Origin of the sequence: Streptomyces sp. G45, from assembly GCF_049542095.1 — a bacterium.
Lineage (GTDB): Bacteria > Actinomycetota > Actinomycetes > Streptomycetales > Streptomycetaceae > Streptomyces.
Genome location: NZ_JBMUZU010000001.1, coordinates 3,492,625 through 3,514,367, shown reverse-complemented (window position 1 = coordinate 3,514,367; position 21,743 = coordinate 3,492,625). Strand labels below are relative to the sequence as shown.

At 71.3% G+C, this 21,743-nt stretch carries 14 protein-coding genes and 3 pseudogenes; 12 read left to right on the top strand and 5 right to left on the bottom strand.

Annotated elements, in window-relative coordinates; all coding sequences use genetic code 11:
* Positions 1-188: 188 nt before the first annotated feature.
* Together ACOBQU_RS14140 and ACOBQU_RS14135 are read left to right on the top strand one after the other, a co-directional pair.
* Positions 189-1,088, top strand: a complete 900-nt coding sequence (locus tag ACOBQU_RS14140) for a S1 family peptidase (protein WP_423627134.1) — start codon at positions 189-191, stop codon at positions 1,086-1,088.
* A 143-nt stretch (positions 1,089-1,231) separates the two neighbouring features.
* On the top strand, positions 1,232-2,206 hold the full coding sequence (locus ACOBQU_RS14135) for a trypsin-like serine peptidase (RefSeq protein ID WP_423627133.1): 975 nt from the start codon (positions 1,232-1,234) through the stop codon (positions 2,204-2,206).
* A gap of 37 nt (positions 2,207-2,243) precedes the next feature.
* Here the strand turns inward: ACOBQU_RS14135 and ACOBQU_RS14130 are convergent.
* Together ACOBQU_RS14130 and ACOBQU_RS14125 are read right to left on the bottom strand one after the other, a co-directional pair.
* A pseudogene (locus tag ACOBQU_RS14130) lies at positions 2,244-3,859 on the bottom strand (N-acyl-D-amino-acid deacylase family protein).
* Between the two features lie 225 nt (positions 3,860-4,084).
* Positions 4,085-5,419: an alanine racemase gene (locus ACOBQU_RS14125; protein WP_423627132.1), complete on the bottom strand. Its 1,335-nt coding sequence runs from the start codon at positions 5,417-5,419 to the stop codon at positions 4,085-4,087.
* 710 nt (positions 5,420-6,129) lie between these two features.
* Between ACOBQU_RS14125 and ACOBQU_RS14120 the strand changes: the two are divergent.
* The 4 genes and pseudogenes from ACOBQU_RS14120 to ACOBQU_RS14105 all read left to right on the top strand — a co-directional run.
* Positions 6,130-7,179 (top strand): annotated as a pseudogene (locus tag ACOBQU_RS14120) (sugar kinase); the annotation flags it as partial.
* Positions 7,176-7,934 (top strand): IclR family transcriptional regulator, encoded by a 759-nt coding sequence (locus tag ACOBQU_RS14115; RefSeq protein WP_423627130.1) that lies wholly within the window; start codon positions 7,176-7,178, stop codon positions 7,932-7,934. The pseudogene ACOBQU_RS14120 and the gene ACOBQU_RS14115, both read left to right, overlap by 4 nt.
* Positions 7,935-7,939: 5 nt before the next feature.
* Positions 7,940-8,368 carry a RidA family protein gene (locus ACOBQU_RS14110; RefSeq protein WP_423627128.1) on the top strand — a complete coding sequence of 143 codons (429 nt, stop codon included), beginning with the start codon at positions 7,940-7,942 and terminating at the stop codon, positions 8,366-8,368.
* 214 nt (positions 8,369-8,582) lie between these two features.
* The gene (locus tag ACOBQU_RS14105) at positions 8,583-10,076 is read left to right on the top strand and encodes a GntP family permease (protein ID WP_423627126.1); all 1,494 of its coding nucleotides are present in this window, start codon (positions 8,583-8,585) and stop codon (positions 10,074-10,076) included.
* Positions 10,077-10,143: 67 nt separating this feature from the next.
* Here ACOBQU_RS14105 and ACOBQU_RS14100 read toward each other — a convergent pair whose 3' ends face one another.
* On the bottom strand, positions 10,144-10,521 hold the full coding sequence (locus ACOBQU_RS14100) for a hypothetical protein (RefSeq protein ID WP_423627124.1): 378 nt from the start codon (positions 10,519-10,521) through the stop codon (positions 10,144-10,146).
* A gap of 327 nt (positions 10,522-10,848) precedes the next feature.
* On the opposite strand from ACOBQU_RS14100, the gene ACOBQU_RS14095 reads away from it, so the two are divergent.
* The 5 genes from ACOBQU_RS14095 to ACOBQU_RS14075 all read left to right on the top strand — a co-directional run bounded on the left by ACOBQU_RS14095 (position 10,849) and on the right by ACOBQU_RS14075 (position 17,486).
* Positions 10,849-11,328 carry a hypothetical protein gene (locus ACOBQU_RS14095; RefSeq protein WP_423627122.1) on the top strand — a complete coding sequence of 160 codons (480 nt, stop codon included), beginning with the start codon at positions 10,849-10,851 and terminating at the stop codon, positions 11,326-11,328.
* A 1,649-nt stretch (positions 11,329-12,977) separates the two neighbouring features.
* On the top strand, positions 12,978-14,216 hold the full coding sequence (mycP, locus tag ACOBQU_RS14090; RefSeq protein WP_423627120.1) for a type VII secretion-associated serine protease mycosin: 1,239 nt from the start codon (positions 12,978-12,980) through the stop codon (positions 14,214-14,216).
* A gap of 1 nt (position 14,217) precedes the next feature.
* Positions 14,218-14,634 (top strand): hypothetical protein, encoded by a 417-nt coding sequence (locus ACOBQU_RS14085; RefSeq protein WP_423627119.1) that lies wholly within the window; start codon positions 14,218-14,220, stop codon positions 14,632-14,634.
* A gap of 18 nt (positions 14,635-14,652) precedes the next feature.
* Complete coding sequence (locus tag ACOBQU_RS14080; RefSeq protein ID WP_423627117.1) at positions 14,653-16,830, top strand: hypothetical protein; 2,178 nt, start codon at positions 14,653-14,655, stop codon at positions 16,828-16,830.
* Entirely contained in the window at positions 16,830-17,486 is a 657-nt protein-coding gene (locus ACOBQU_RS14075) for a hypothetical protein (protein WP_423627115.1), read from the top strand. Before ACOBQU_RS14080 ends, ACOBQU_RS14075 begins: the two co-directional genes overlap by 1 nt.
* Before the next feature lie 223 nt (positions 17,487-17,709).
* On the opposite strand, the gene ACOBQU_RS14070 is transcribed toward ACOBQU_RS14075, so the two are convergent.
* Entirely contained in the window at positions 17,710-19,053 is a 1,344-nt protein-coding gene (locus ACOBQU_RS14070; protein WP_423627114.1) for a M14 family metallopeptidase, read from the bottom strand.
* A gap of 272 nt (positions 19,054-19,325) precedes the next feature.
* Between ACOBQU_RS14070 and ACOBQU_RS14065 the strand changes: the two genes are divergently transcribed.
* Positions 19,326-20,657, top strand: a complete 1,332-nt coding sequence (locus tag ACOBQU_RS14065; RefSeq protein ID WP_423627112.1) for an Nramp family divalent metal transporter — start codon at positions 19,326-19,328, stop codon at positions 20,655-20,657.
* Between the two features lie 75 nt (positions 20,658-20,732).
* On the opposite strand, the pseudogene ACOBQU_RS14060 reads toward ACOBQU_RS14065, so the two are convergent.
* Positions 20,733-21,620, bottom strand: a pseudogene (locus tag ACOBQU_RS14060) (chitinase); the annotation flags it as partial.
* Positions 21,621-21,743 lie beyond the last annotated feature (123 nt).

Sequence of the window (21,743 nt, the reverse complement as noted above, 5' to 3'; positions counted from 1 at the left end):
ACTACTCCGGGCACGCTGGAACGCCGGTCCGCTTGGGCGCCCCGAAGGGGCGCGGGGAACTGCGCGAGCAACCATGAACCCACCCGCACGTGACCCTCCGCGGTCTTGTCCCGCTGGCGAGATCCCCCAACAATGCGCATGACAAATCCGAGTCATCGGAGCATCAGAGCATCAGAGGGGACCCCCACATGAGAAAGCCTCTCGTCGCCGCCGCCCTCACCACCCTGCTGGTCGGCGCGACAGCGCTCCCCGCGGTGGCCGTGAGCGACCAGGCGCCCGTACCCGACAAGCGGACCGCGGCGGCGCGGCCCGCGGCGGGCGCCGCGGCCACAGCCAAGGCCGAGGTGAAGGCGAAGGCGGTGACCTTCGCGGGCACCGTGGCGCTGAGCAACTGTTCCGGCTCGGTCGTCCGCGTGCCCAGCTCGCAGCCCACCGACCGCGCGCTCGTGATGTCCAACGGCCACTGCCTGGAGACCGGCTTCCCGGCGCCCGGCCAGGTCATCGTCGACCGGCCCTCGTCCCGCAGCTTCACCCTCCTGAACGCCAGCGGCGGCAACGCGGGCACCGTGCGCGCCAGCAAAGTCGCGTACGGCACCATGACGGACACCGATGTCTCGCTGTACGAACTGACCAGCACCTACCGGGACATCGAGAGCCGCTACGGCATCAAGGCCCTCGAACTCGACGCCGCGCACCCGCAGGCGGGCCGGGCCATCACGGTCGCGTCCGGCTACTGGAAGCGGATGTACAAGTGCAATGTCGACGGGTTCGTCTACCGCCTCAAGGAGGGCCGCTGGACCTGGAAGGACTCCGTCCGCTACACCTCCGCCTGCCAGACGATCGGCGGCACCTCCGGCTCGCCGGTCATCGACGACGCCACCGGCAAGGTCGTCGCCGTCAACAACACCGGCAACGAGGACGGCCAGCGCTGCACGGACAACAACCCGTGCGAGGTCGACGAGAACGGCAACGTCACCGTCCGCCAGGGCATCAACTACGGCCAGCAGACGTACACCATCGTTCCCTGCGTCGGCCCCGGCAACAAGATCGACCTGAACCGGCCGGGCTGCACGCTGCCCAAGCCGTAAGCACGCCGTCCCAGCCGTAGGCACGCCGCGCGCCGCACCCCGCCGCTGCCGCGGGGTGCGGCACCGGCTCCCCTGGGGTGCGGCGCATGCGTGTACCGGGCACCGGATAGGGTCACCCGGTCTGCCGCACCACCAGGGGGAACATGAGGCCGCGCCACCGCGCCGCGTCCGCCGTCAGCACCGCGACGGCCGCCATCGCCGTCATCGCCGCGTCCGCCGTCCACGCACCGGCGTGGGCCGCACCGGCGTGGGCCGCGCCGCGCCACGCCGAGGAGCCGTCGGCGTCGGCGTCGGCGCTCGCGGACTTCTGGACGCCCCGGCGCATGGCCGCCGCCGTGCCCGTCACGCCGGGGAAGACGGCGTCGGCGGCCCCGGCAGCCGCGCCCCGAACGTCCTCGCCCTCGCACCCCTTCAAGGGCATCAAGCAGGTCGGCACCTTCTACTGGGTCGAGGGCGACGGCGCCGCGCGCTACCGCTTCTGCGGCGGCACCGTCGTGCCCTCGCCCGGCCGGAACCTGATCCTGTCCGCCGCCCACTGCTTCGACAACTGGCGGGCGGGCAAGAAGCTGGTCTTCGTGCCGAAGCACAGCAAGTCGAGCCCGCGCCCCTACGGGATCTTCCCCATCGACAAGGGCCAGGTCTACGCCGATCCGCGCTATCTGCGCCCCGGCGGCGTCAAGGCCGCGACCGGCCTGGACTTCGCGTTCCTCAAGGCCGGGCGGCGGGCCGACGGCAAGCGCCTCCAGGACGTCGTCGGCTCTCTACCCATCGGCTACGACACCGGGTTCCGGCACCCGAAGACCCGCGTCATCGGCTACCCCGGTTTCGCCGCCGGGCAGGACCCGCGCGAGTGCGTCACGCGGATGCGGAAGTTCACCACCCGCGACTCGGGCGGCTGGAAGGGCGGGACGTTCTCGCGCGTCGACTGCCGGGGCTATGTGTCCGGCACGTCCGGCGGGCCCTTCATCACCGCGGGCGCCGAACGGCCGCGCGTGGTCGGCCTGATCGGCGGCTGGAAGACCGGCGGGACCTCGCCGGACGTGTCGTACTCCTCGTACTTCGACCGGGACCTGAGGCGGCTCTACGACGCGGCCGTGGCGGGCCGCCCCCCGCGCTAGCCGACGCGTCGGCCGTGAGGGGCGCCCGCCGCGGCGCTCACGCGGGCGTGCGGCGCACCGCCTTGCCCGCGATGACGTCCGTGCGCCGCCCGTCCTCGATCACGAACCGGCCGTCGATCAGGACGTGCGGGATGCCCACGGGCAGGGTGCGCGGCGCCTCGAAGGTCGACCCGGCCGCGACCGTGTCCGGGTCGAAGAGCACCAGGTCGGCGCGGTAGCCCTCGCGCACGTACCCGCGGTCCGGCAGCCGCAGCCGGGCCGCGGGCCGCGAGGTGAGGTGGGCCACGCACTCCTCCAGGGACAGCACCCCCAACTCCCGTACATAGCGCCCGAGGTACTGCGGGAACGTGCCGTACGCCCGCGGGTGCGGCTTGAAGCCCTGGAGGATGCCGTCGCTGCCGCCGGTGTGCACGGGGTGGCGCATGATCGCCCGGACGTTCTCCTCGTGGCCGACGTGCTGGAGGATGGTGGAGCCCAGGCGGTCGTTGATCAGCAGCCGCCGCGCGGTCACCCACGGCTCCTCGCCGCGCATGTCGGCCGAGCGCTGGATGGTCTTGCCCACGCAGGAGGCGAGGCCCGGGTCGGACACCCCGGAGATCTCGATGGTGTCCCACTCGATCGGCACGCCGTGGCAGCCGTCGGCGCCGATGACCTCCATGTGGTGGCGGATCCGCTCGGCGGTCTCGTCGTCCTTCAGCCGGGCCAGGATCGCCTCGGGCCCGCCCTCGCTGGCCCAGCTCGGCAGCATCGCCACGAGCGTGGTGCAGCCCGGGGTGTAGGGGTAGGTGTCGAGGGTGATGTCGGCGCCGTCGGCGAGCGCGCCGTCGAGCAGCGCGAGCAGGTCGGGCGCCTTGCCCTTGTTCACGCCGAAGTTCATGGTGGCGTGCGCCAGGTGCAGCGGACACTCCGCGGTGCGCGTGAGGTCCACCATCTCCTTGTACGCCTCCAGGGCTCCGGCGCCGTAGCTGCGGTGGTGGGGGCAGTAGTAGCCGCCGTAGCGGGCCACCACGCGGCACAGCTCGGTGAGTTCGGCGTCCTTGGCGTACATGCCGGGCGTGTAGGTCAGGCCCGACGACATGCCGACGGCGCCCTGCTCCATGCCCTCCGCCACGAGCTGGCGCATCCGCTCCAGCTCGGCGTCCGTCGCCTCCCGGTCCTCCCAGCCCACCGCGAGCATCCGGACCGTGCCCTGCGGGATGAGGTACGCCGCGTTGACGGGGATGCCCCGGCCGCCGTGCGCCCGGTCCAGGCGGTCCAGGTACTCGCCGACCGAGCGCCAGTCGAAGTCGATGTCGCCGCCGTCGCCGTTCCAGCCGGTGATGGCCTGGCGGACTTGGGCGAGCGTGCGGTCGTCGACCGGGGCGTACGACAGTCCGTCCTGGCCGATGACCTCCAGGGTCACGCCCTGGGCCGCCTTCGCGCTGTGGTCCGGGTCGCGGAGCAGGGCGAGGTCGCTGTGCGCGTGCATGTCGACGAAGCCGGGGGCCAGCGCCAGGCCCTGGGCGTCGAGGGTGCGGGTGGCCGCCGGGCGGGGGCCGGGGTTCCCTCGGGGTGGATCGCCGTGATCCTGCCGTTGTCCAGGGCCACGTCCGCCGTGTACGAGGCTTCGCCCGTGCCGTCTATGACGCGGGCGCCGCGGATGACCAGGTCCATGAGTGTCTCCCTCCGGTAGTCCCTCACGGGTGCGCCCCAGACCCGCCCCTCCCCGAACCAGGGGCCAGCCCCTGGGACCCCGCTTTTCGGCGCTTCGCGCCTCGTCCTCAAACGCCGGACGGGCTGGGTCTTCGCGGGCTGGGCCGGAGGCCGATTTTCGGGGGTGCCAGGGGGCGGAGCCCCCTGGTTTCGGGAAGGGGCGGGATTGGGGAGCCCCCGGCAGGGTCAGAAGTACGTGCGGATGTAGTCCGTGACCGTCCCGTCCCCCTGCACCAGGGGAATGAGCTGCCACTTGTCGAACGACGTACAGGGATGGGAGAGCCCGAACCCCACCCAGTCCCCGACCTGGAGGTCCGCGCCGGGCTCGGTCCGGAGCCACCCGTGCTGGTCGGACAGCGCGTGCAGCTCGACCCCCGTGCCGGGCCGCTCCACCCCGTCCCGCCACACGGCCTGGACCTCCGGCAGGTCCAGGTCGTACGCGGCGTCCCGCTTGCCCGCGTTGACGAAGGCCTGCTCGGGCGTCGGCCGGGAGACGACCTGGGCCCACAGGCGGAAGGCGGGTTCGAGGGCCCCCTCGTCGGGGACGCGGTTGAACGGCGTCAGATGCCGGTAGTGCCCGTCGTCGTGAGACACGTACGCGCCGGAGCGCAGCAGCTTCAGGGCGGGCAGCGACAGCGCGGGCAGCTCCGCGAAGACGTCGGCGACCGCGTCGAACCAGGCGGAGCCCCCGGCGCTGACCACGATCTCGTCGAGCCCGGCGCCCTTGAAGCGGCCCGCCGCGTCGAAGTCCGCGGCGAGTGCGGTGAGCCGCCGCAGCCAGGCGCGGACGCGCTCGCCGGTGGCGTCGGGCACCTCGCCCTCGTACCCGGCGACGCCCACGAGCCGCAGCGTTCCGGTGGCGGCGACCGCGTCGGCGATCGCGGCGCACTCCGCCTCGGTGCGCGCGCCGGTGCGGGCGCCGTCACCGGCGGCCAGCTCCACGACCACGTCCAGCGGACGGCCCGCCCCGGCGGCGCGCAGCGCGGCGTCCATCAGCTCCACGCCGCGTACGGAGTCGACGTACGCGATGAAGCGGAACTCGGGGTCCGCGTCCAGCTCCGCCGCGAGCCAGCGCAGCGCCGCGGCGTCGACCACCTCGTTGGCGAGGAAGATCCGCTGGACGCCGAACGCGCGGGCCACGCGCACCTGGTGGGGCACGGCGAGCGTGACGCCCCACGCGCCCCGGTCGAGCTGCCGCTGGAAGAGCTGGGGCGCCATGGAGGCCTTGCCGTGCGGCGCGAAGGCGAGGCCGTGGCGGGCCGTGTAGGCCTCCATCAGCGCGAGGTTGTGCTCCAGGCGCTCGGCGGACAGGGCGAGGACGGGGGTGCTGAAGCCGCCGGTGAAGAGGTTGCGCCGCTGGGCCGCCAGCTCGCCGACGGTCAGGCCCTCGGCGTCCGGCGGGAGGGCCTTGAAGCGGTGGTCGACCCGTTCGGCGGCGAGCTGCGCGAGGGCGGTCGACGCGCGGTCGGCGGCCTTGGCCGCGGGAGTCACCGGGGTGTCTGTGGGCGTGTCGGCGGCCATGGGCGCCTCCTCAAGACGGTCGTTGCATATACTGCAACGTTCATTGCGTATGTCGCTTACTGCTGTCTAACATCCGAGCCAACGCCGGGTCAACGGATCCCTGGCCCCTGGGCCTTGAACCGGGGGCGGCGCCCCCGGGCCCTGAGTCCTGAGCCGGGGCGAGCCCCGGACCTGGGAACTTGAGGCAGAGGTGATCCCGGCCCTTGGATTCCGAGCTGGGGTGACGCCCCGGACCCCGGACCCGGGCCGGACCATCGGGTGACGAGTACCGAGCGACGAGTACCGAGCGACGAGTACCGAGCGACGAGTGAAGGGCTGACGACAGCGTGACCGGAGCAGACGCAGGCGCGATGGACCTTGTGGCCAACGACGCCGCCGGGGGTGCGCCCGCTCAGGGGTCTCGTGGAAGCGCCCCGGAGGGGCGCGGGGAGCCGCGCGATCAGCCAGGACGGGCGTCCGGCGGACGGGCGGCTCGCGCCGGGGGTGTCGCGCCTGCTCAGGGGTCTTGCGAAGGCGCCCCAAAGGGGCGCGGGGAACTGCGCGACCAGCCACGACGCACGCCCGGGGGACCGACAGCCCACGCCGAGGCCGGGGCCGCCGCGCCTGACGGCACCGAGTCTGGTGGCACCGCCCCCGACGCCACCCCGCACAAGGCCCCGCGGCCAGACGCCGCCGCGCCTGGCGGCACCCCGCACAAGGCCCAGGGGCCAGACGTCGTCGCGCTCGGCGAGTCCATGGTCACCTTCCTGCCCTCGCGGCCCGGGCGCCTCGCCGACGTGCCGTCCTTCGAGCGGGGCATCGGCGGTGCCGAGTCCAACGTGGCCTGCGTGCTGGCCGCCGCCGGGCACCGCGTGCGCTGGGTCAGCCGCGTGGGCGCCGACGGCTTCGGGGACCACCTGGTCGCCGCCATCGCGCGGTACGGCGTCGACACCTCCGCCGTCGGCCGCGACCCTCACCGCCCCACCGGCATCTACTTCCGCACCGCCGACGACCGCGCCACCGACGCCCACGAGGTGGTCTACTACCGGGCGGGCTCGGCCGCCTCCGCGATGTCCCCGGACACCATGGCGCCCGCGGACCTGTGGTGCGGACGCCTCCTGCACCTGTCCGGCATCACCCCGGCGCTCTCCGACGACTGCCTCGCCCTGGTCCGCGCCCTGTGCGACCGCAAACCCGGCCGCCGCTCCCTGGTGTCCTTCGACGTCAACTACCGGCCGGGCCTGTGGCGGGCCGCCGCCGACGGCGAGGGCCCCGCCGTGCTGCTCGACCTGGCCCGCGGCGCCGACCTCGTCTTCGTCGGCACCGACGAGGCCGCCGACGCCTGGGGCGTCACCGGCGGGCCCGCCGCGATCCGCGCCGCGCTGCCCGAGCCCGCCGTCCTCGTCGTCAAGCAGGGCGCGGACGGCGCCACGGCCTTCGCCGCCGACCACGCCACCGGCCGCGACACGGTCACCTTCGTCCCGGCGCTGCACGTCGACGTCGTCGCTCCGGTCGGCGCGGGCGACGCCTTCGCCGCCGGGTTCCTCTCCGCGACCCTGCGCGGCCTGTCCGCCGAACAGCGCCTGCGCCACGGCCACTTGGCCGCCGCCGCGGCCCTCACGGTGCCCGGCGACCTCGCCGAGCCGGTCTCCCGCGAGCACGCCGACGCGCTCGCCGCCCTCGCTCCCGCCGACTGGGAGTCCCTGCGTCTAGGCCCCGGCTGGACGGCCCGACCGCCGTCCGCCACGTCCGGGGCCGACGAGGAGGTACGTACGTCATGAGCCAGACCGTCGACCGCGCCCTGTCGATCCTGCCGCTGCTCGCCGAGGGACCCGCCGACCTGGGCCAGGTCGCCGAGCGCCTCGGCGTGCACAAGTCCACGGCCCTACGCCTGCTGCGCACCCTGCACGAACACGGCCTGGTCTTCCGCCAGTCCGACCAGCGCTACCGGCTCGGCGCCCGCCTGTTCGCGCTCGCCCAGGAGGCCGTCGAGAACCTCGACGTGCGCGAGATCGCCCATCCGCACCTGCTCGCGCTCAACGAGAAGTGCGGCCACACCGTCCACCTCGCGGTGTACGAGGACCACGAGGTCGTCTACATCGACAAGGTCGAGAGCCGCTACCCGGTCCGCATGTACTCGCGGATCGGCAAGCCCGTCGCCATCACCGTCGCCGCCGTGGCCAAGCTGCTGCTCGCCGACTTCCCCGAGCACGAGCGCCGCGTCATCGCGGAGAAGCTCGACTACCCCACGTACACGTCCCGTTCGACGCCCAACGCCGCCGCCTTCCTCAAGGAGCTGGCCCTGGTGCGCGAACAGGGCTGGGCCACCGACCTCGGCGGCCACGAGGAGTCCATCAACTGCGTCGGCGCGCCCATCCGCGGCGCCGACGGCCGCGTCGTCGCCGCCATGTCGGTGTCCGCGCCGAACGTGGTCGTCACGGCCGAGGAACTCCTCACCCTGCTCCCCGCTGTGCGCCGCACCGCGGAGGCGATCAGCCGGGAGTACTCCGGCAAGGCCCCTATCAAGGAAGACTGAGCACCATGAGTGACAACAACGGCACGGCGGCCAAGGTCGCCCTGACGCCCGCCACCCACACCACGCCGCCCGCGAAGTTCTCCCACGGCGTGAAGAAGGGCAACATCCTCCAGGTCGCGGGCCAGGTCGGCTTCCGCCCGGCCAAGGAGGGCGAGCCGCCGACGCCCGTCGGCCCCACCCTGCGCGAGCAGACCCTCCAGACCTTCGCCAACGTCAAGGCCATCCTCGAAGAGGGCGGCGCCACCTGGGACGACGTGATGATGCTGCGCGTCTACCTCACGGACGTCGACCACTTCGCGGAGATGAACGAGATCTACAACCAGTACTTCGAGGAGCAGCAGCTCACCGCTCCGCCCGCCGCCCGCACCACCGTGTACGTGGGCCTGCCCAAGGGCCTGCTGATCGAGATCGACGCGCTCGCCGTCCTCGGCTGAGCCTCCCTCTCTCTCCTTCCTCCCGGGCGGCCCACCCGCGCCCGCCCGGGAGGACCCTCCCTGAGGCCCCTCGCAGCGGGCCCTCCCGGAGGCCCCCCTCGCACGCCACCTGTCGTCACGGCACGACGCCCGACACCCCCTGCGGCGCCGCGCCGTGATCCCCCCTGCCCGAAAGCCCCATGCACTTAGCGCACTCACGAGTACGAGGTCAACGATGTCCCCGTCCACCACCTTCGTGCCGCTCGCGGCCCCCGCCCCTCCGCCCGAAGTCCCGCACACCGGCGGCCTGATGGCCCTGATCGACGGCACGGCGGGCCTGCTCACCGTCGCGGCGCTCGGCATCCTGCTGCTGCTCTTCCTCATCATCAAGGTCCGCCTCCAGCCCTTCGTGGCGCTGCTCGCGGTCTCCATAGCCGTCGGCCTCGCCGCGGGCCTTTCGGTCACCGAACTCTTCGGCACGGTCCAGAAGTCGAGCGCGACCTCGCTCATCGAGAGCGGCATGGGCGGCATCCTCGGCCATGTGGCGATCATCATCGGCCTGGGCACGATGCTCGGCGCGATCCTGGAGGTATCCGGCGGCGCCGAGGTCCTCTCCGCCCGCCTCCTCGACCTCTTCGGCGAGAAGCGCGCCCCCGTCGCCATGGGCCTCACCGGCCTGATCTTCGGCATCCCCGTCTTCTTCGACGTGGGCATCTTCGTCCTCGCGCCCATCGTGTACGCGGCGGCCAAGCGCAGCGGCAAGTCGATCCTGCTCTACTGCCTGCCGCTGCTCGCGGGCCTGTCCATGACCCACGCGTTCCTGCCCCCGCACCCGGGTCCGGTGGCGGCCGCGGGCCTGCTGAAGGTGGACCTCGGCTGGGTCATCCTCATGGGCGTCGTCTGCGGCATCCCGGCCGTCGTCGCCGCCTGGGTGTTCTCCGCCTGGATCGGCAAGCGGATCTTCGTACCCGTACCGCAGGACATGCTGGAGGCCTCCGAGGAGGCCCGCGCGGCGGTGCTCGCCGAGCAGGCCGCGCAGGGCCGCAAGCCGCAGGAGAACCCGGTGGCCCTGTCCACGGTCTTCCTGATCATCGGCACCCCGCTGGTCCTGATCCTGCTCGCCACCTTCTCCTCCATCGCCTTCGACCCGTCGACGGCCCGCAGCGTCATCGAGTTCTTCGGCAACCCCTTCGTCGCCCTGACGATCGCGCTGGTGATGGCGTACTACCTGCTCGGCATCCGCCGCGGCTGGTCCCGCAAGTCCCTGGAGACGGTGTCGACCGCGTCCCTGAAGCCGGTCGGCAACATCCTCCTCGTCGTCGGCGCGGGCGGGATCTTCGGCGCCGTCCTCAAGGGCAGCGGTATCGCGGACGCCCTCGCCGACACCTTCAACGACGTGGGCCTGCCCGTCATCGTCCTCGCCTACCTCATCTCCCTGGTGCTGCGCGTGGCCCAGGGCTCGGCGACGGTCGCGATCGTCACCACCGCGGGCATCGTCGCCCCGATCCTCGCCGACGGCGACTACTCCCACGCCTTCACGGCCCTGGTCATCATGGCCATCTCCGCGGGCTCGATCTTCGCCTCGCACGTCAACGACGGCGGCTTCTGGATCGTCGCCAAGTACTTCGGCATCTCCGAGCGCGACACCCTGCGCACCTGGACCGTCCTGGAGTCGGTCCTGTCGGTCGCGGGCTTCGCGGTCGCGGCGGTGGTGAGCCTGTTCGTGTAGCGGTACGTGGCGGTACGACGGTGGGGTTCCCGGCGAGACGCCGGGAACCCCACCGTCTTTGCCCCATCTAGGCCCGGGGAACCGCCCCCACCGCGGCCCAGGGCCGCCGCGGCGCCCGGGCGGAACGCCCGCACGTTCCGCAACCGCCGCCGCGGGGCGGGGTGTTGGGCCCCTTTCCGCCGGAGCCGCGGAGAGCGGTCGCCGCCAGGGCCAGCAGGGCGCCGGTCACGAGCCCCGCGGCGGCGAGGGGGAGGGAGCCGGGACGAGGGATGCGGCCCGGCCCGAGCCGACTGACACGGCTGACACGGCTGACACGGCTGAAGCGGGTGAGGTGGTTGAGGCGGTTGAGGCGGTGGGCGCACTGGGCGATGCACCCGAAGCGGGTGAGGCGGCCGAGGTCGGACAGGTCGTCGAGTTTCGAGACAAGCGATTCCATTGCGGTCACAGAGGGCTTCCTCTCCGTCCGGTCAGCGGGAAATCCGCTGGTCGGATCATTCGCGGAGAGGCTGCGCCCCACCTGCCCGGGTATGCGCGCACCGCCGGGATTCCCTCCCTCCGGGTGATCGACTCACCCTCGTACGACGCGTGACGCGCTCCGTAGGGCGCGTGGCCGGAACCCGATCGTATGGGTGATCACTCGGCTGCGAAGTGTCAGCCCCCGAGGCTAGAGTTACCGGACAGTTCGCGATCGCTACCGTGTTTGTCGCGATAGCGAACGTGAGGGTGAAGGGGAGCACGGTCGGGCCTGGGGGACGCCGGGGGTGGGCTGCTGATGTCGGGCAAGTCGGGTGAGGGCGAGGCGTCGTGGACGTCCCAGGTGTTCGACGGCGCGCGGGACGCCGTCGCGGACGTGGCCACGGAGCTGTCGTCCTTCGTCAGGTTCCAGCAGCGCGTGGACGAGTTGATCCGTGATCTGAAGGGCTCCCCGGCGGGCCCGGCCAAGGTGGGCCAGGAGCAGCTGGTACGGAACCAGTTCGGCGGCGGGGACGGGGCGTGGGCGGAGGCCGCAGGCCTGTTCGGCGCGTACGGCACGGTGATCTCCGAGCTGGAGACCCTGTCGAAGCTCCTCTCCGACTCCATCGAGGGCATGGGCATCGCGGTCCTCGCCGCGCACAAGGGCTACCGCGACGTCGACGAGGACATTCGCGATCGCATGGCGGAGATCAGCGCGGGGCTCGCGGAGCGGTACGGGGCCCGGGGCGAGGGGAAGCCGGGCCGGGGCCCGGCGGGCGACGCGGGAGGAACGATCTGATGGGCGGCCGAGGCGGTACCGGAGGCACGTCCTTCGAGTCCATGAGCCACGAGCAGATGCTGGCGTGGCTGGACCAGGCGAACAGCGGCCAGGTCCAGGCGGCGGCGGACCGCCTGGTCGCGGCCGCCACGGAGATCCGCAAGATCGCCGACGAGCTGAGGGTGCGCCCGCAGTGGGTGCGCTGGAAGGGCGAGGGCGCGACGGCGTTCCGCACGTGGAGCGGGGACCTGGCCAACACCACGCACCGCCTGGGGGACTTCAGCGAGAACTCCGCGAAGTGGCTGGCCCGCGCCTCGGAGGCCATCGCCACGGCCCAGGCGTCCATCCCCCGCGACAAGGGCGCCGCGGAGGGCAACCTCAAGGCGGCCGCCTCCCACCCCAACGACCCGGACGCGCGGTCGGTCACCACGAAGTCGGCGGACGAACTGGCCCGCCTGGAGGCCGCGAAGGAGAAGGTCCGCCAGGAAGCGGCAGCGGAGATGCGCAAGCTGGGACAGGCGTACCAACTGTCGGCCCAGCAGCTGGAGGGGTTGGAGAGGCCGCGGTTCCCGCCGCTTCCACCGGAGGTGACGCCACCGCCGAGGGAGTCGAGGTTCGTCTACGAGACGGATTCTGGCGGGGGCGCCGGTGGCACCGGGACCGTGCCACCGGCGGGGGCGCCCGGGGGAGTGGCAGCGGGTGCCGCGCCGTCCGGCGCACCGGCACCGCCAGAGGCCACGGGCTCCGGACCCAGTGGGCCGGGGGCCCGGTCCGACCTGCCCCCCGGCGTTCCGGGGCCGGTGCCTCACGTTCCGGACCCCGTGGGCGTCCAAGTCGACGGCACGGGAACGCTCCCCGATGCCCCGCCGACGCCCCCACCGTCCCCGTCGGGGGGTCCGCCGACCCCGCTCAGGCCCGATGGGGGCACCCCACCTCCCATAGGCGTGTTTCCGCCACCTTCGGGACAGCGTCCGGGCCCGCCTGTGAACCCCGCGATTCCACCGGGCCCGGGGCCCGTGGGGCCCGGCCGTCGTCCGCCCCTGCCGCCCGGTGGCGGGCCGGTGGGGCCTTCTCCCGGCCGGGCGGGCGGCGGGCCCGTCGGGCCTTCCCCCGGACGCCAGCCCGGTGGCGGACCGGTGGGCCCGGCTCCCGGACGCGCACCCGGCGGAGGCTCGGCTCTGCCTCCGCGCCCGGCGGGCCCGGCACAGCCGGTGGCCGGTGGCACGCCCGGCGTTCCCCCTGCGGGGTCGCCCCCGGGGCGCACGCCGAGCGGCCCGGGCATCATCGGTGGCCGTCCCACGCCGTCGGCCCCTGGCGGGACGACTGGAGGGATGCCCCGAGGGGCTGTCGTCGGCGGGGCTCCTGCCGGGCCGGGCCGGGGAGGGCCAGGCGCCGGACGAGGAGCGGTAGCGGGCCAGCGGCCCGTGGGCGCGCCCCATGGCGTGGTGGGCGGGCAGCCCCGGCGGCAGGGGCCGCCGCGCGGTGCCACGCCGCCGAACAGCACGCGCCCGTCCCGTACGCGACGTGACGAGGAACGTGACGGAAGACCGGACTACCTCACCGAGGACCAGGAGACCTGGCGCCCGGACGGCCGCCGGGTGGTCCCGCCCGTAGTCGACTGACCACACCCATCCCCCCCACCCAGAAACCACGAGGTCATGAGAGAGCAGATGGCTGCCAGGACGCTGCACCACGGTCGGCGCCGGAGCGTCGTCTCGGGGGCCGTCGGCCTCCTGCTGGTCGGCATCGCGGCCGTGCCCGCCCACGCGGAGTCCATCCGCGACAAGCAGTGGCACCTCAGCGCCATGCAGGCCGAGAAGATGTGGCGGACCAGTACGGGTGACGGCGTGACGGTCGCTGTCATCGACACCGGTGTCAACGCCGACCTGCCGGACCTGCGAGGCCGGGTACTACCGGGCCTGGACCTGGCACCGAACAGCGCGGGCGACGAACGCACTGACCCACACGGTCACGGCACTTACATGGCACTCCAGATCGCGGGAACGGGAAAGGGCCGTGTGGGCCACGGCAGCCTGGGCCTCGCGCCGGGCGCCAAGGTCCTGCCCATCCGAGTCCGAGACGACGGGCTGAACGCCAACCAGCACCTCACCAGGGACAACAAGGAACTCAGCCGCGCCATCCGCTACGCGGCCGACCATGGCGCGAAGGTCATCAACATCTCGATCGCCATGGTCAAAGGGCTGCCGCAGCTCACTTCGGCGGTGCGGTACGCCCTGGACAAAGGCTCGCTCGTGTTCGCGGGAACGGGCAACGAGGGGGCATCGGATCCTCGCTACCCGGCGAGCACGCCAGGAGTGGTCGGCGTCGGAGCCATCGGCAAGAACCTCCGCAAGACGAAGGAGTCCCAGTACGGTCCACAGGTGGATGTCGCCGCCCCCGGTGACGAGATCACCACGGTGTGCGCGAACGGCAAGGGGACATGCGAGGGCCACGGCACCAGTGCCGCCACCGCCCTCACCTCCGCCTCCGCCGCCCTCATCTGGTCCGCGCACCCCACCTGGACCAACAACCAGGTCCTCCGCGTCCTGCTCAACACCATCGGCGCCCCCACGGACGGCGCCAAGCGCAACGACTCCATCGGCTACGGCATCGTCCGCCCCCGCGTGGCCCTCCAGAACCCGGGCGACCCGGGCCCGGCGGACGAATACCCGCTGCCGGACCTGAAGCAGGCCGCGCCCCCCGCCCCGTCGAGGGCAGCGAAACCGGGCGACGACCGGACCTCCGCCGCGGCCCCGCCGACCACCGACGACGACAGCGGCGACTCGAACACAACGACCTGGATCGTCACGGGAGTGGGCGCCGCCGCCCTGATCGGCGGCGCGGCCGCCGCCCTGGCCGTGCGCAAGCGCCGGACCGAGGGGCACGCGCACGCCACGGGGAGGCCGTGAGATGACGTGGGACGAGTGGGAGCGGCTGAAGGCCACGGCCGCGGAGAAGCAGGCGGACGGCACCCGACTCAATAGTGCGGCCCGGCCCAGCGCCGCGGCGGACCTCGTCGTCCACGACGACGAATTGGGCGTGCTCGGCGGCATCGCCTACCGGCTCCGTGACCGCCTCCGGAAGGATTCCGACCACGCGCGTGAAAGCACGTTCGGGGCGGCGGTGGAGCTGTCCGGTGACGGACTCGCCATGGGCGCCGCCCTCACTGAGATGCACGATGCCTGGAACTCGAAATCGAGGACGCTCGTGGACGCGTGCGGTCACATCTCCAACCATCTCGACTTCACGCGCACACAGCACAAAAAGGACGATGACAAGGTGGCGACGTCTGTTTCCGTGTCCGTCATCGACAAGTACATGAAGTGATGGGGACAGGGCGAGGGCATGCTGACCGTTCAGGAACTTCTCGGGTTGAGGCTGGGCAAGCTGGCGTCGGCCGTGGACGACTGGGAGGTCATGGCGCGACGCCTGAGCGAGCTGGCCACCGGTGGGGGCGGTGCTGAGAGCGCTGCCGTGCTCAAGCGCAGGGCGGAGTCGGCCGACTGGAAGGGCGTCAACGCCACCGTGGGCAAGGCGTTCGTGGTGAAGACGGCATCCGAGTTCGACGACGCCGTCACGTCGGCGCAGAGCGTCCTCGCGGTCCTCCGTGGCGCGCTCACGGCGCTCGCCCACCACAAGGAGGAAATGGAGCGTGTGGCGGACAGGGCCGCGAAGCGCAACATCCGTATCACCCCAGCAGGCGGGGCAGAGGCCCGCTCTCCGGGGGACGCGGCCAAGGACGGTGCACCCACCCAGGCGGATCTGCTCGAAACCATGCGGGACGCAACGCGCGTTCTGCGCGAGGCGGATGAGACAGACCGCGTCGCCGAACGGGCCCTGCGGGCCCTGGCGCGCGGCAAACACGACTTCTCCGAAGTCCGTGTGAACAGCCTCGATCACGCCAAGAGCCTGCAAGGCAGGGCGGACGCGGATCGCTGGGCCAAAGAGGTGGCCAAGGGCGGCGTCGACAAGTGGAGCGACGAGAAACTCAAGCGTTTCAACGACGACCTCGCTCGCTACAAGGACACCCCCGCCTTCGGAGAGCGCCTCGCGACCAAGCTGGGCGCCGAGGGCACTCTTCGCTTCTGGCGTGACCTCGCCGCGCCGGCGGGGAGGTTCAGTGTGGTGGGACCTGACCGCGCCGACATCCTCGGCGATGTCCAGGAGAATCTGAGCCTGACGCTCGCCGGGGCCACGCAGGTCGACAGCCCGGAGATGGACGCGTGGAAGAAGGACATGATCGAGGCCGGAGGGAAACGGCTGCCCCCGGCCCCGGGGTTCGGTGTGGGGACTCCGCCGTACGGCTTCGAGGTCATGACGAGCCTGATGCACAAGGGGAAGTTCGAAACCAAATTCCTTCAGGACTACGGCGACAAACTCCTGGAGCACGAGAAGAAGATGCCGCCGTACGGCTCCTGGTCCTACACCGATCTCAACCATCCTCCGGGTGATGCACCCAATGACCCGGTCGCTGGATTCATGGAGTCCCTCGGCCACAATCCAGAAGCTTCCCTGGATTTCTTCCATACAGGCTCCAAAGCCGAGAGCCACTGGGACTACCTCGTCAGCCATGGAGACGGTTCCCGCAACAAGGTGTACACGGCCATGGGCGAGCTGGGGGTGGGCGGCGCCAACCGCGACCAGTACGAGACCAGCCTCGGCCACGCCCTGGAATCCGCGGCCATCGGTACGCCCTACGACACCGATGGCCCACCGAAGCCGCACTCGAACGGCAGCGCGTCCTTCGTCAACCGTCTCGTGGATTACTACGGAAGCAACCCAGAGGTCCTGGAGGGTTCGAAGTTGCGGGGCAGTATGGGGAACATTACGGCGGATTACATGAGGGACTTCCAGGACGGCCTCAACGGTGAGCGGTCTATCGCCACGCACGGTAGCAACGCGAACCTCGGCAACCTCACTGACTCCACTGTAAGGAACTTCCTCGGGGTGGTGGGTACAGACCCCGGGGCCTATGGTTCCATTCTCAATTCCCAGCAGTCCACGACGACGCAGCTCGTCGATGAGACTTTCCGGAACCCCCATGGCCTTTCTGAAGAGACAGTCAAGGACGACTTGGGCAACATGGTCGCTCCGGGTGCTGACATTGCGGGGATCATGGCCGAGGCGAGGACGCGTTCCGTCTACGACGAGCGCATCGCGGCCGACGAGGATTTCAACAGCGGGATTGATACTGCTGGCAAGTGGGTAGAACGAGCAGTCAAGTTCGGTATGAGCGATGTTCCGTATGCCAGCGACGTCGCGGGCTGGATCGTCGAGGACGCGCGTGAAAGCGTCGTTGATAAGTACAGCAGGGATTCCAGCGAGAGCGCGGAGCGGGAACGGAAGGATTTCCTGTACGAGCAGCGCAGAAGTTCCGCGGGTGCCGTGTTCGACTCCGTGTACAGCGCAGCGAGGCAGCACGGGTACAGTCCGGCCGAGGCGGCGTCGCTTGCGGATACCGCACAGCGAAATACGAAACTGCACTACGACATTGCGCGCCAAGATCAGGGTGGAGCGGGTTGATGACCGGGACCGTGGTGCGGAAGCGCAAGGGGAGTTTCTGGATTGCCGTCGCTGCTGCCTTGCTGGCCTCGGCCGGTGTAGCGATATGGAAGCTGTGGCCGACCGACGCGCCCGCCGTCGCGGTGCCCGACCGAGTGTGCGCGAATACGCTGCCGGGGAAGCTCGCGGCCGACCTTCTCCCGAAGAGGGGAGACCAGTATTGGGAGAACGTCGGGCCCGGGGACAGGTTCGATGTCCCCTACACCGGGCCGACACCCGACTGTACCTTCGCCTCCGGCGATCGGGAGGTGTCGGTCATGTACTTCCAGTACGTGGACGTGGACAGGGTCAAGAGCATCGATGAGGCGAAGGAGAAGGTCGAGCGTGAAGCTGAAGGGCCAGGCAGCGCTCCGTTGCGACTCGGCGAGGCCCGGGGATACGCCTCGAAGCGTGCTGCCGTTCTGTTGCTGAACTGCCCAATGAGGGAAAATCCGCGCATCATTGAGGCCAGGGTCTACCACCGCGGGAGCCTCCCATCAGACGGTTTGGGCGCCAAGAAGCTCGCCGCACTGGCCTCTGAAGTGATGCGGTTGGCTGCCAAGGACGTATACAAGTGCGACAGCGACTCGGCTCTCCCGGCTGGTGAGCCGACCCTCGGGCAGCCGCGAGGCGAGTGACCTCGGGCACACGGTGAGGGGTCCGAGAGAGACGCTCTTCCATCTGGCTTCTGTGTCCCTGGCGCGATCGCGGGCCAGTCCGTGCGGCTGTACGCCCCGGCTGTCCGGGGGGTGTGGTGCGGCGCATGAGCCTTCGAGCGTGCCCTTCCGGGACGTCGGCTGGCCCGCCCCCATGGGGTGAGGGCGGGCCGACGCGGCAGCGCGGTGCCCGGAGGCGGGCGTTTCAGCTACCGGAGCAGTACTGCTGTTCCTTGCCGATGGAGCGGTACATACAGTCGGCGTTCTCCAGGAGTTGGAGTACCGCGTCGCGGTTGCGGGAGGTTTCGCGTTCGATGACCTCGTCGGGTGGGTAGAAGCCGCCGCCTCCGGAGCGGGGGTACATCTCGAAGGTGTAGCCGAAGATCTTCTGGTTGCCCCAGAGCCAGTCGTCGATGGTGCCGTCGGTGATGTAGAGGTCGCTGGACTGCTCGGGGGTGTAGCCGTTGCTGGCGGCCATCTTGCGGCCGACCGCGGCGAAGGCGTCGTGGTCGTCCTGGGTCAGGCCCGGTGCCGTGTCGTTGTAGGTGTAGCCGTAGGGCCACAGGACCAGCTCGCTGTAGGTGTGGAAGTCGATGCCCGCCTTGATCTGCTGCTTGCCGCCGATGACCCGGCTGCGTACGAAGTCCGCGACGACCTTGACCTCGGGGGCGGACTCGGCGGCGCGGCCCCGGTAGGTCTCGGAGCCGGGGGTGCCCGAGGAGCCGCCGCAGCAGCCCCACTTGAAGTTCCAGTTGCGGTTGAGGTCGGTGCCGGTGGCGCCGCCGGAGTTGGGCTGCCGGTTCAGGCGCCAGCTGCGGTAGGAGCCGGTGGCGATGTCGTACTCGCCGCCGTCGGGGTTGATGTCCGGCACGATCCAGATCTCGCGCTCGTTGACCATCTTGGTGACGCGCGCGTCGCCGCCGTAGCCCGCGCCCAGCTCGCGCAGCAGATAGAGGGCCATCTCCACCGTGAGGTGCTCGCGGGCGTGCTGGTGGTGGGTGAAGAGGACCTCGGGCTCGTTCTCGTCGGTGCCGACGTTGTCGCTGATCTTGATGGCGACGATGTCGCGGCCCTGGTAGGACTTCCCGATCACGCGCTTGCTCATGATGCTCGGGTACTGCTGGAGCCGCTGGTCGATCTCCGCGTTCATCTCCGCGTAGTTGTGGTAGCGGGAGTCGGCGGGCGGGAAGTCCCGGACCCGTACGGGGCCTTCGCCCGAGCGCTTCGGGGGCGCGGGCAGCGCCTTGAGCGTGTAGCCGAGCGCGCGCAGCTTCCCGGCCTGGGCGGCGTTCGCGGAGACGACGACGCCGTGGTCGTCGGCCTCGTCGATGGACACGCCGGTCGCGGCGAGCGCCGTGCGGGCCTCGCGCGTCGCGGGGCCGGGCACGGAGTACTGGCGGATCTCGTCCTCGGCCGCGGCGGCGGCCGCCGCCTTCCTGACCGAGGGGGACGAGGAGTCGGAGGCGTTGGCGCTGAGGGGCGCCGCGACCGCGAGGGCGAGCACGGCGGTGATGGCCGCTGATCTCTTTCCGCGGATGCGAAGTCGCATGGATGCTCCTGTGGGGGTGGGGTGGAGCAGGTCGGGCGGGGTGGGGTGGGGTGGAGCGGGCACGGGGCCCGTCGGGTGGGCAGGACCGCGCTGGCCCATGGTCGCGGGATGGCATGCTCAGGTCAATGACGTGTTTGAGCCGTCCCCGTCCGAGCCGTCCTCGTCCGCGCCGGGGGCTTCCCCGCGCCGGGGCTCCCCGCGACCGGGGGGGCTTCCCGCGCCATCCCGTCGCCCCCCTTGTGCACCACCCCCCTTTACGCTTTCTTGATCGCATGGCCGAAACCAAGGGTGGACCCACCACAGCCGGGGACGAAGCCTCCGTACCCCGCAAGTCCAGTTGGAAGTACATCGGTCCCGGCATCGTCGTCGCCGCGACGGGCGTCGGCGCCGGTGACCTGGTCGCCACACTGATCGCGGGCAGCAACTTCGGCTACACGCTGCTGTGGGCCGCTGTCATCGGCTGCGTCGTGAAGATCTCCCTCGCCGAGGCGGCGGGCCGCTGGCACCTGTCGACCGGGCGCACGCTCTTCGACGGCTGGGCGAGCCTCGGGCGCTGGACGACCTGGTTCTTCGTCGTGTACGTCGTCGTGTGGGGCTTCGCGTACGGCGCGGCCGCGATGTCGTCCTCGGGACTGCCGCTCCAGGCGCTGTTCCCCGACGTGATGGACCTGAAGTGGTGGGGCGTGCTGACCGGCGTCGTCGGCCTGGTCTTCGTCTGGTTCAACAAGTACGAGGTCTTCGAGAAGGTCATGACGGTGCTGGTCGGCGTCATGTTCGTCGTCACCGTCTACCTCGCGGTCCGCGTGACGCCGAACCTGGGCGACGCCCTCGCGGGCCTGCTCCCCGTGCTGCCCGACGAGAAGGACTCCGTCCTCAACACGCTCGGCCTGATCGGCGGCGTCGGCGGCACGATCACCCTCGCCGCGTACGGCTACTGGGTGAACGCCAAGGGCTGGACGCACACCGGCTGGATGCGGGTGATGCGCCTGGACAACCGCGTCGCGTACATCACCACCGGCGTCTTCGTCGTGGCCATGCTCTTCGTCGGCGCCGAGCTGCTGCACTCCGCGAACGTCGCGATCGCCAGCGGCGACAAGGGCCTGGTCCAGCTGAGCGACATCCTGGAGGAGGAGTACGGCACCGCCACCGCCAAGCTGTTCCTCGTCGGCTTCTTCGCCACGTCCTTCACGTCCCTGATCGGCGTCTGGCACGGCGTGAGCCTGATGTTCGCGGACTTCGTGGAGCGCTACCGCAAGACGCGGGTGCGCGCCGACAGCATCGCCCTGACCGGCGAGGAGGTCGCCTCCGGTGCCCGCGAGCGGTCGGTGCCCTTCCGGGCGTACCTGCTCTGGCTGACCTTCCCGCCGATCATCCTGCTCTTCCAGGGGCAGCCGTTCCGCCTGATCATCCTGTACGGGGTCCTGGGCGCGGCGTTCATGCCGTTCCTCGCCCTGACGCTGATCTGGCTCCTCAACTCCTCCCGTACGCCCGCCGAGTGGCGCAACGGGTGGGTGAGCAACGGCATGCTGGCGATCGCGGGGCTGCTGTTCCTGGTGCTGTGCGTGAAGCAGATCGCGGACCAGGACTGGGGCAGCTTCTTCTGATCCGGCGGTCAGGGTGGTCGTACGGCAGCGCCGCCGGGGGAGCGGCGGCGCTGCGACAGGGGGGTGGGCGCGGGCTTACGGCAGCCCGTGGACGTGCGGCCCCACCGCGTTGGACCAGGCGTTGCCGTTCAGGGCGTCCCAGTTGGTGGACCAGGTCATGGCGCCCCTGATGCCCGGGTAGGTCTTGGACGGCTTGAACGAACCGCAGTTCGTGCCGCGGGCCAGGCAGTCGAGGGCGTTCTTGACGACGGTCGGCGAGACATGGCCGGACCCGGCGCCGCGCGGCGACGCGGGCGTCCCGATGCCCACCTGCGACGGCGCGAGCCCGCTCTCCAGCTGGATGCAGGCGAGCGCGGTCAGGAAGTCCACGCCGCCCTGCGCGTAGACCTTGCCGTCGCAGCCCAGCATCGCGCCGCTGTTGTAGTACTGCGTGTTGACGACGGTGAGGATGTCCTTCACGTTCAGCGCCGTCTTGAAGTAGCCGGAGCCGGTCGACTGCATGTCCAGGGTCTGCGGCGCCATGGTGAGCACGAAGCCGGGCCCGGCCTTCTGCGAGAGCGACCTGAGGGCCTGCGTCATGTACGTGGCGTTGAGGCCGTTCTCCAGGTCGATGTCGACGCCGTCGAAGCCGTACTCCCGCATCAGGGCGTAGACGGAGTTGGCGAAGTTCGTGGCGGCCGTGGAGCTGTTCACGGCCACGGAGCCGCGTTCGCCGCCGACCGAGATGACCACGGACTTGCCCGCCGCCTGCTTGGCCTTCACATCGGCCTTGAACTGCTCGACGGTGTACCCGCCGAGCCCGGCGGAGTCGAGGTTGAACGTCACCCGCCCCGGCTGCCCGGTGGCGTCGGCGAAGGCGACGGCGATGATGTCGTACTGGTCCTGCACCTGGCTGAGCCGCTGCACGGTGGCGCCGTTGTTGAAGTTCTGCCAGTAGCCGGTGACGGCGTGCTTGGGCACGGCCCGGGCGTCCGCGCTCCGGACGCCCGCAGTGCCCGGAGCGTCCGAAGCGCCCGCGGCGTTCGCGCCGAGCGCGTCGGCCGTACCGGCGCCACCGGTGAGCGTCCCGGCGACCGCGAGCCCGAG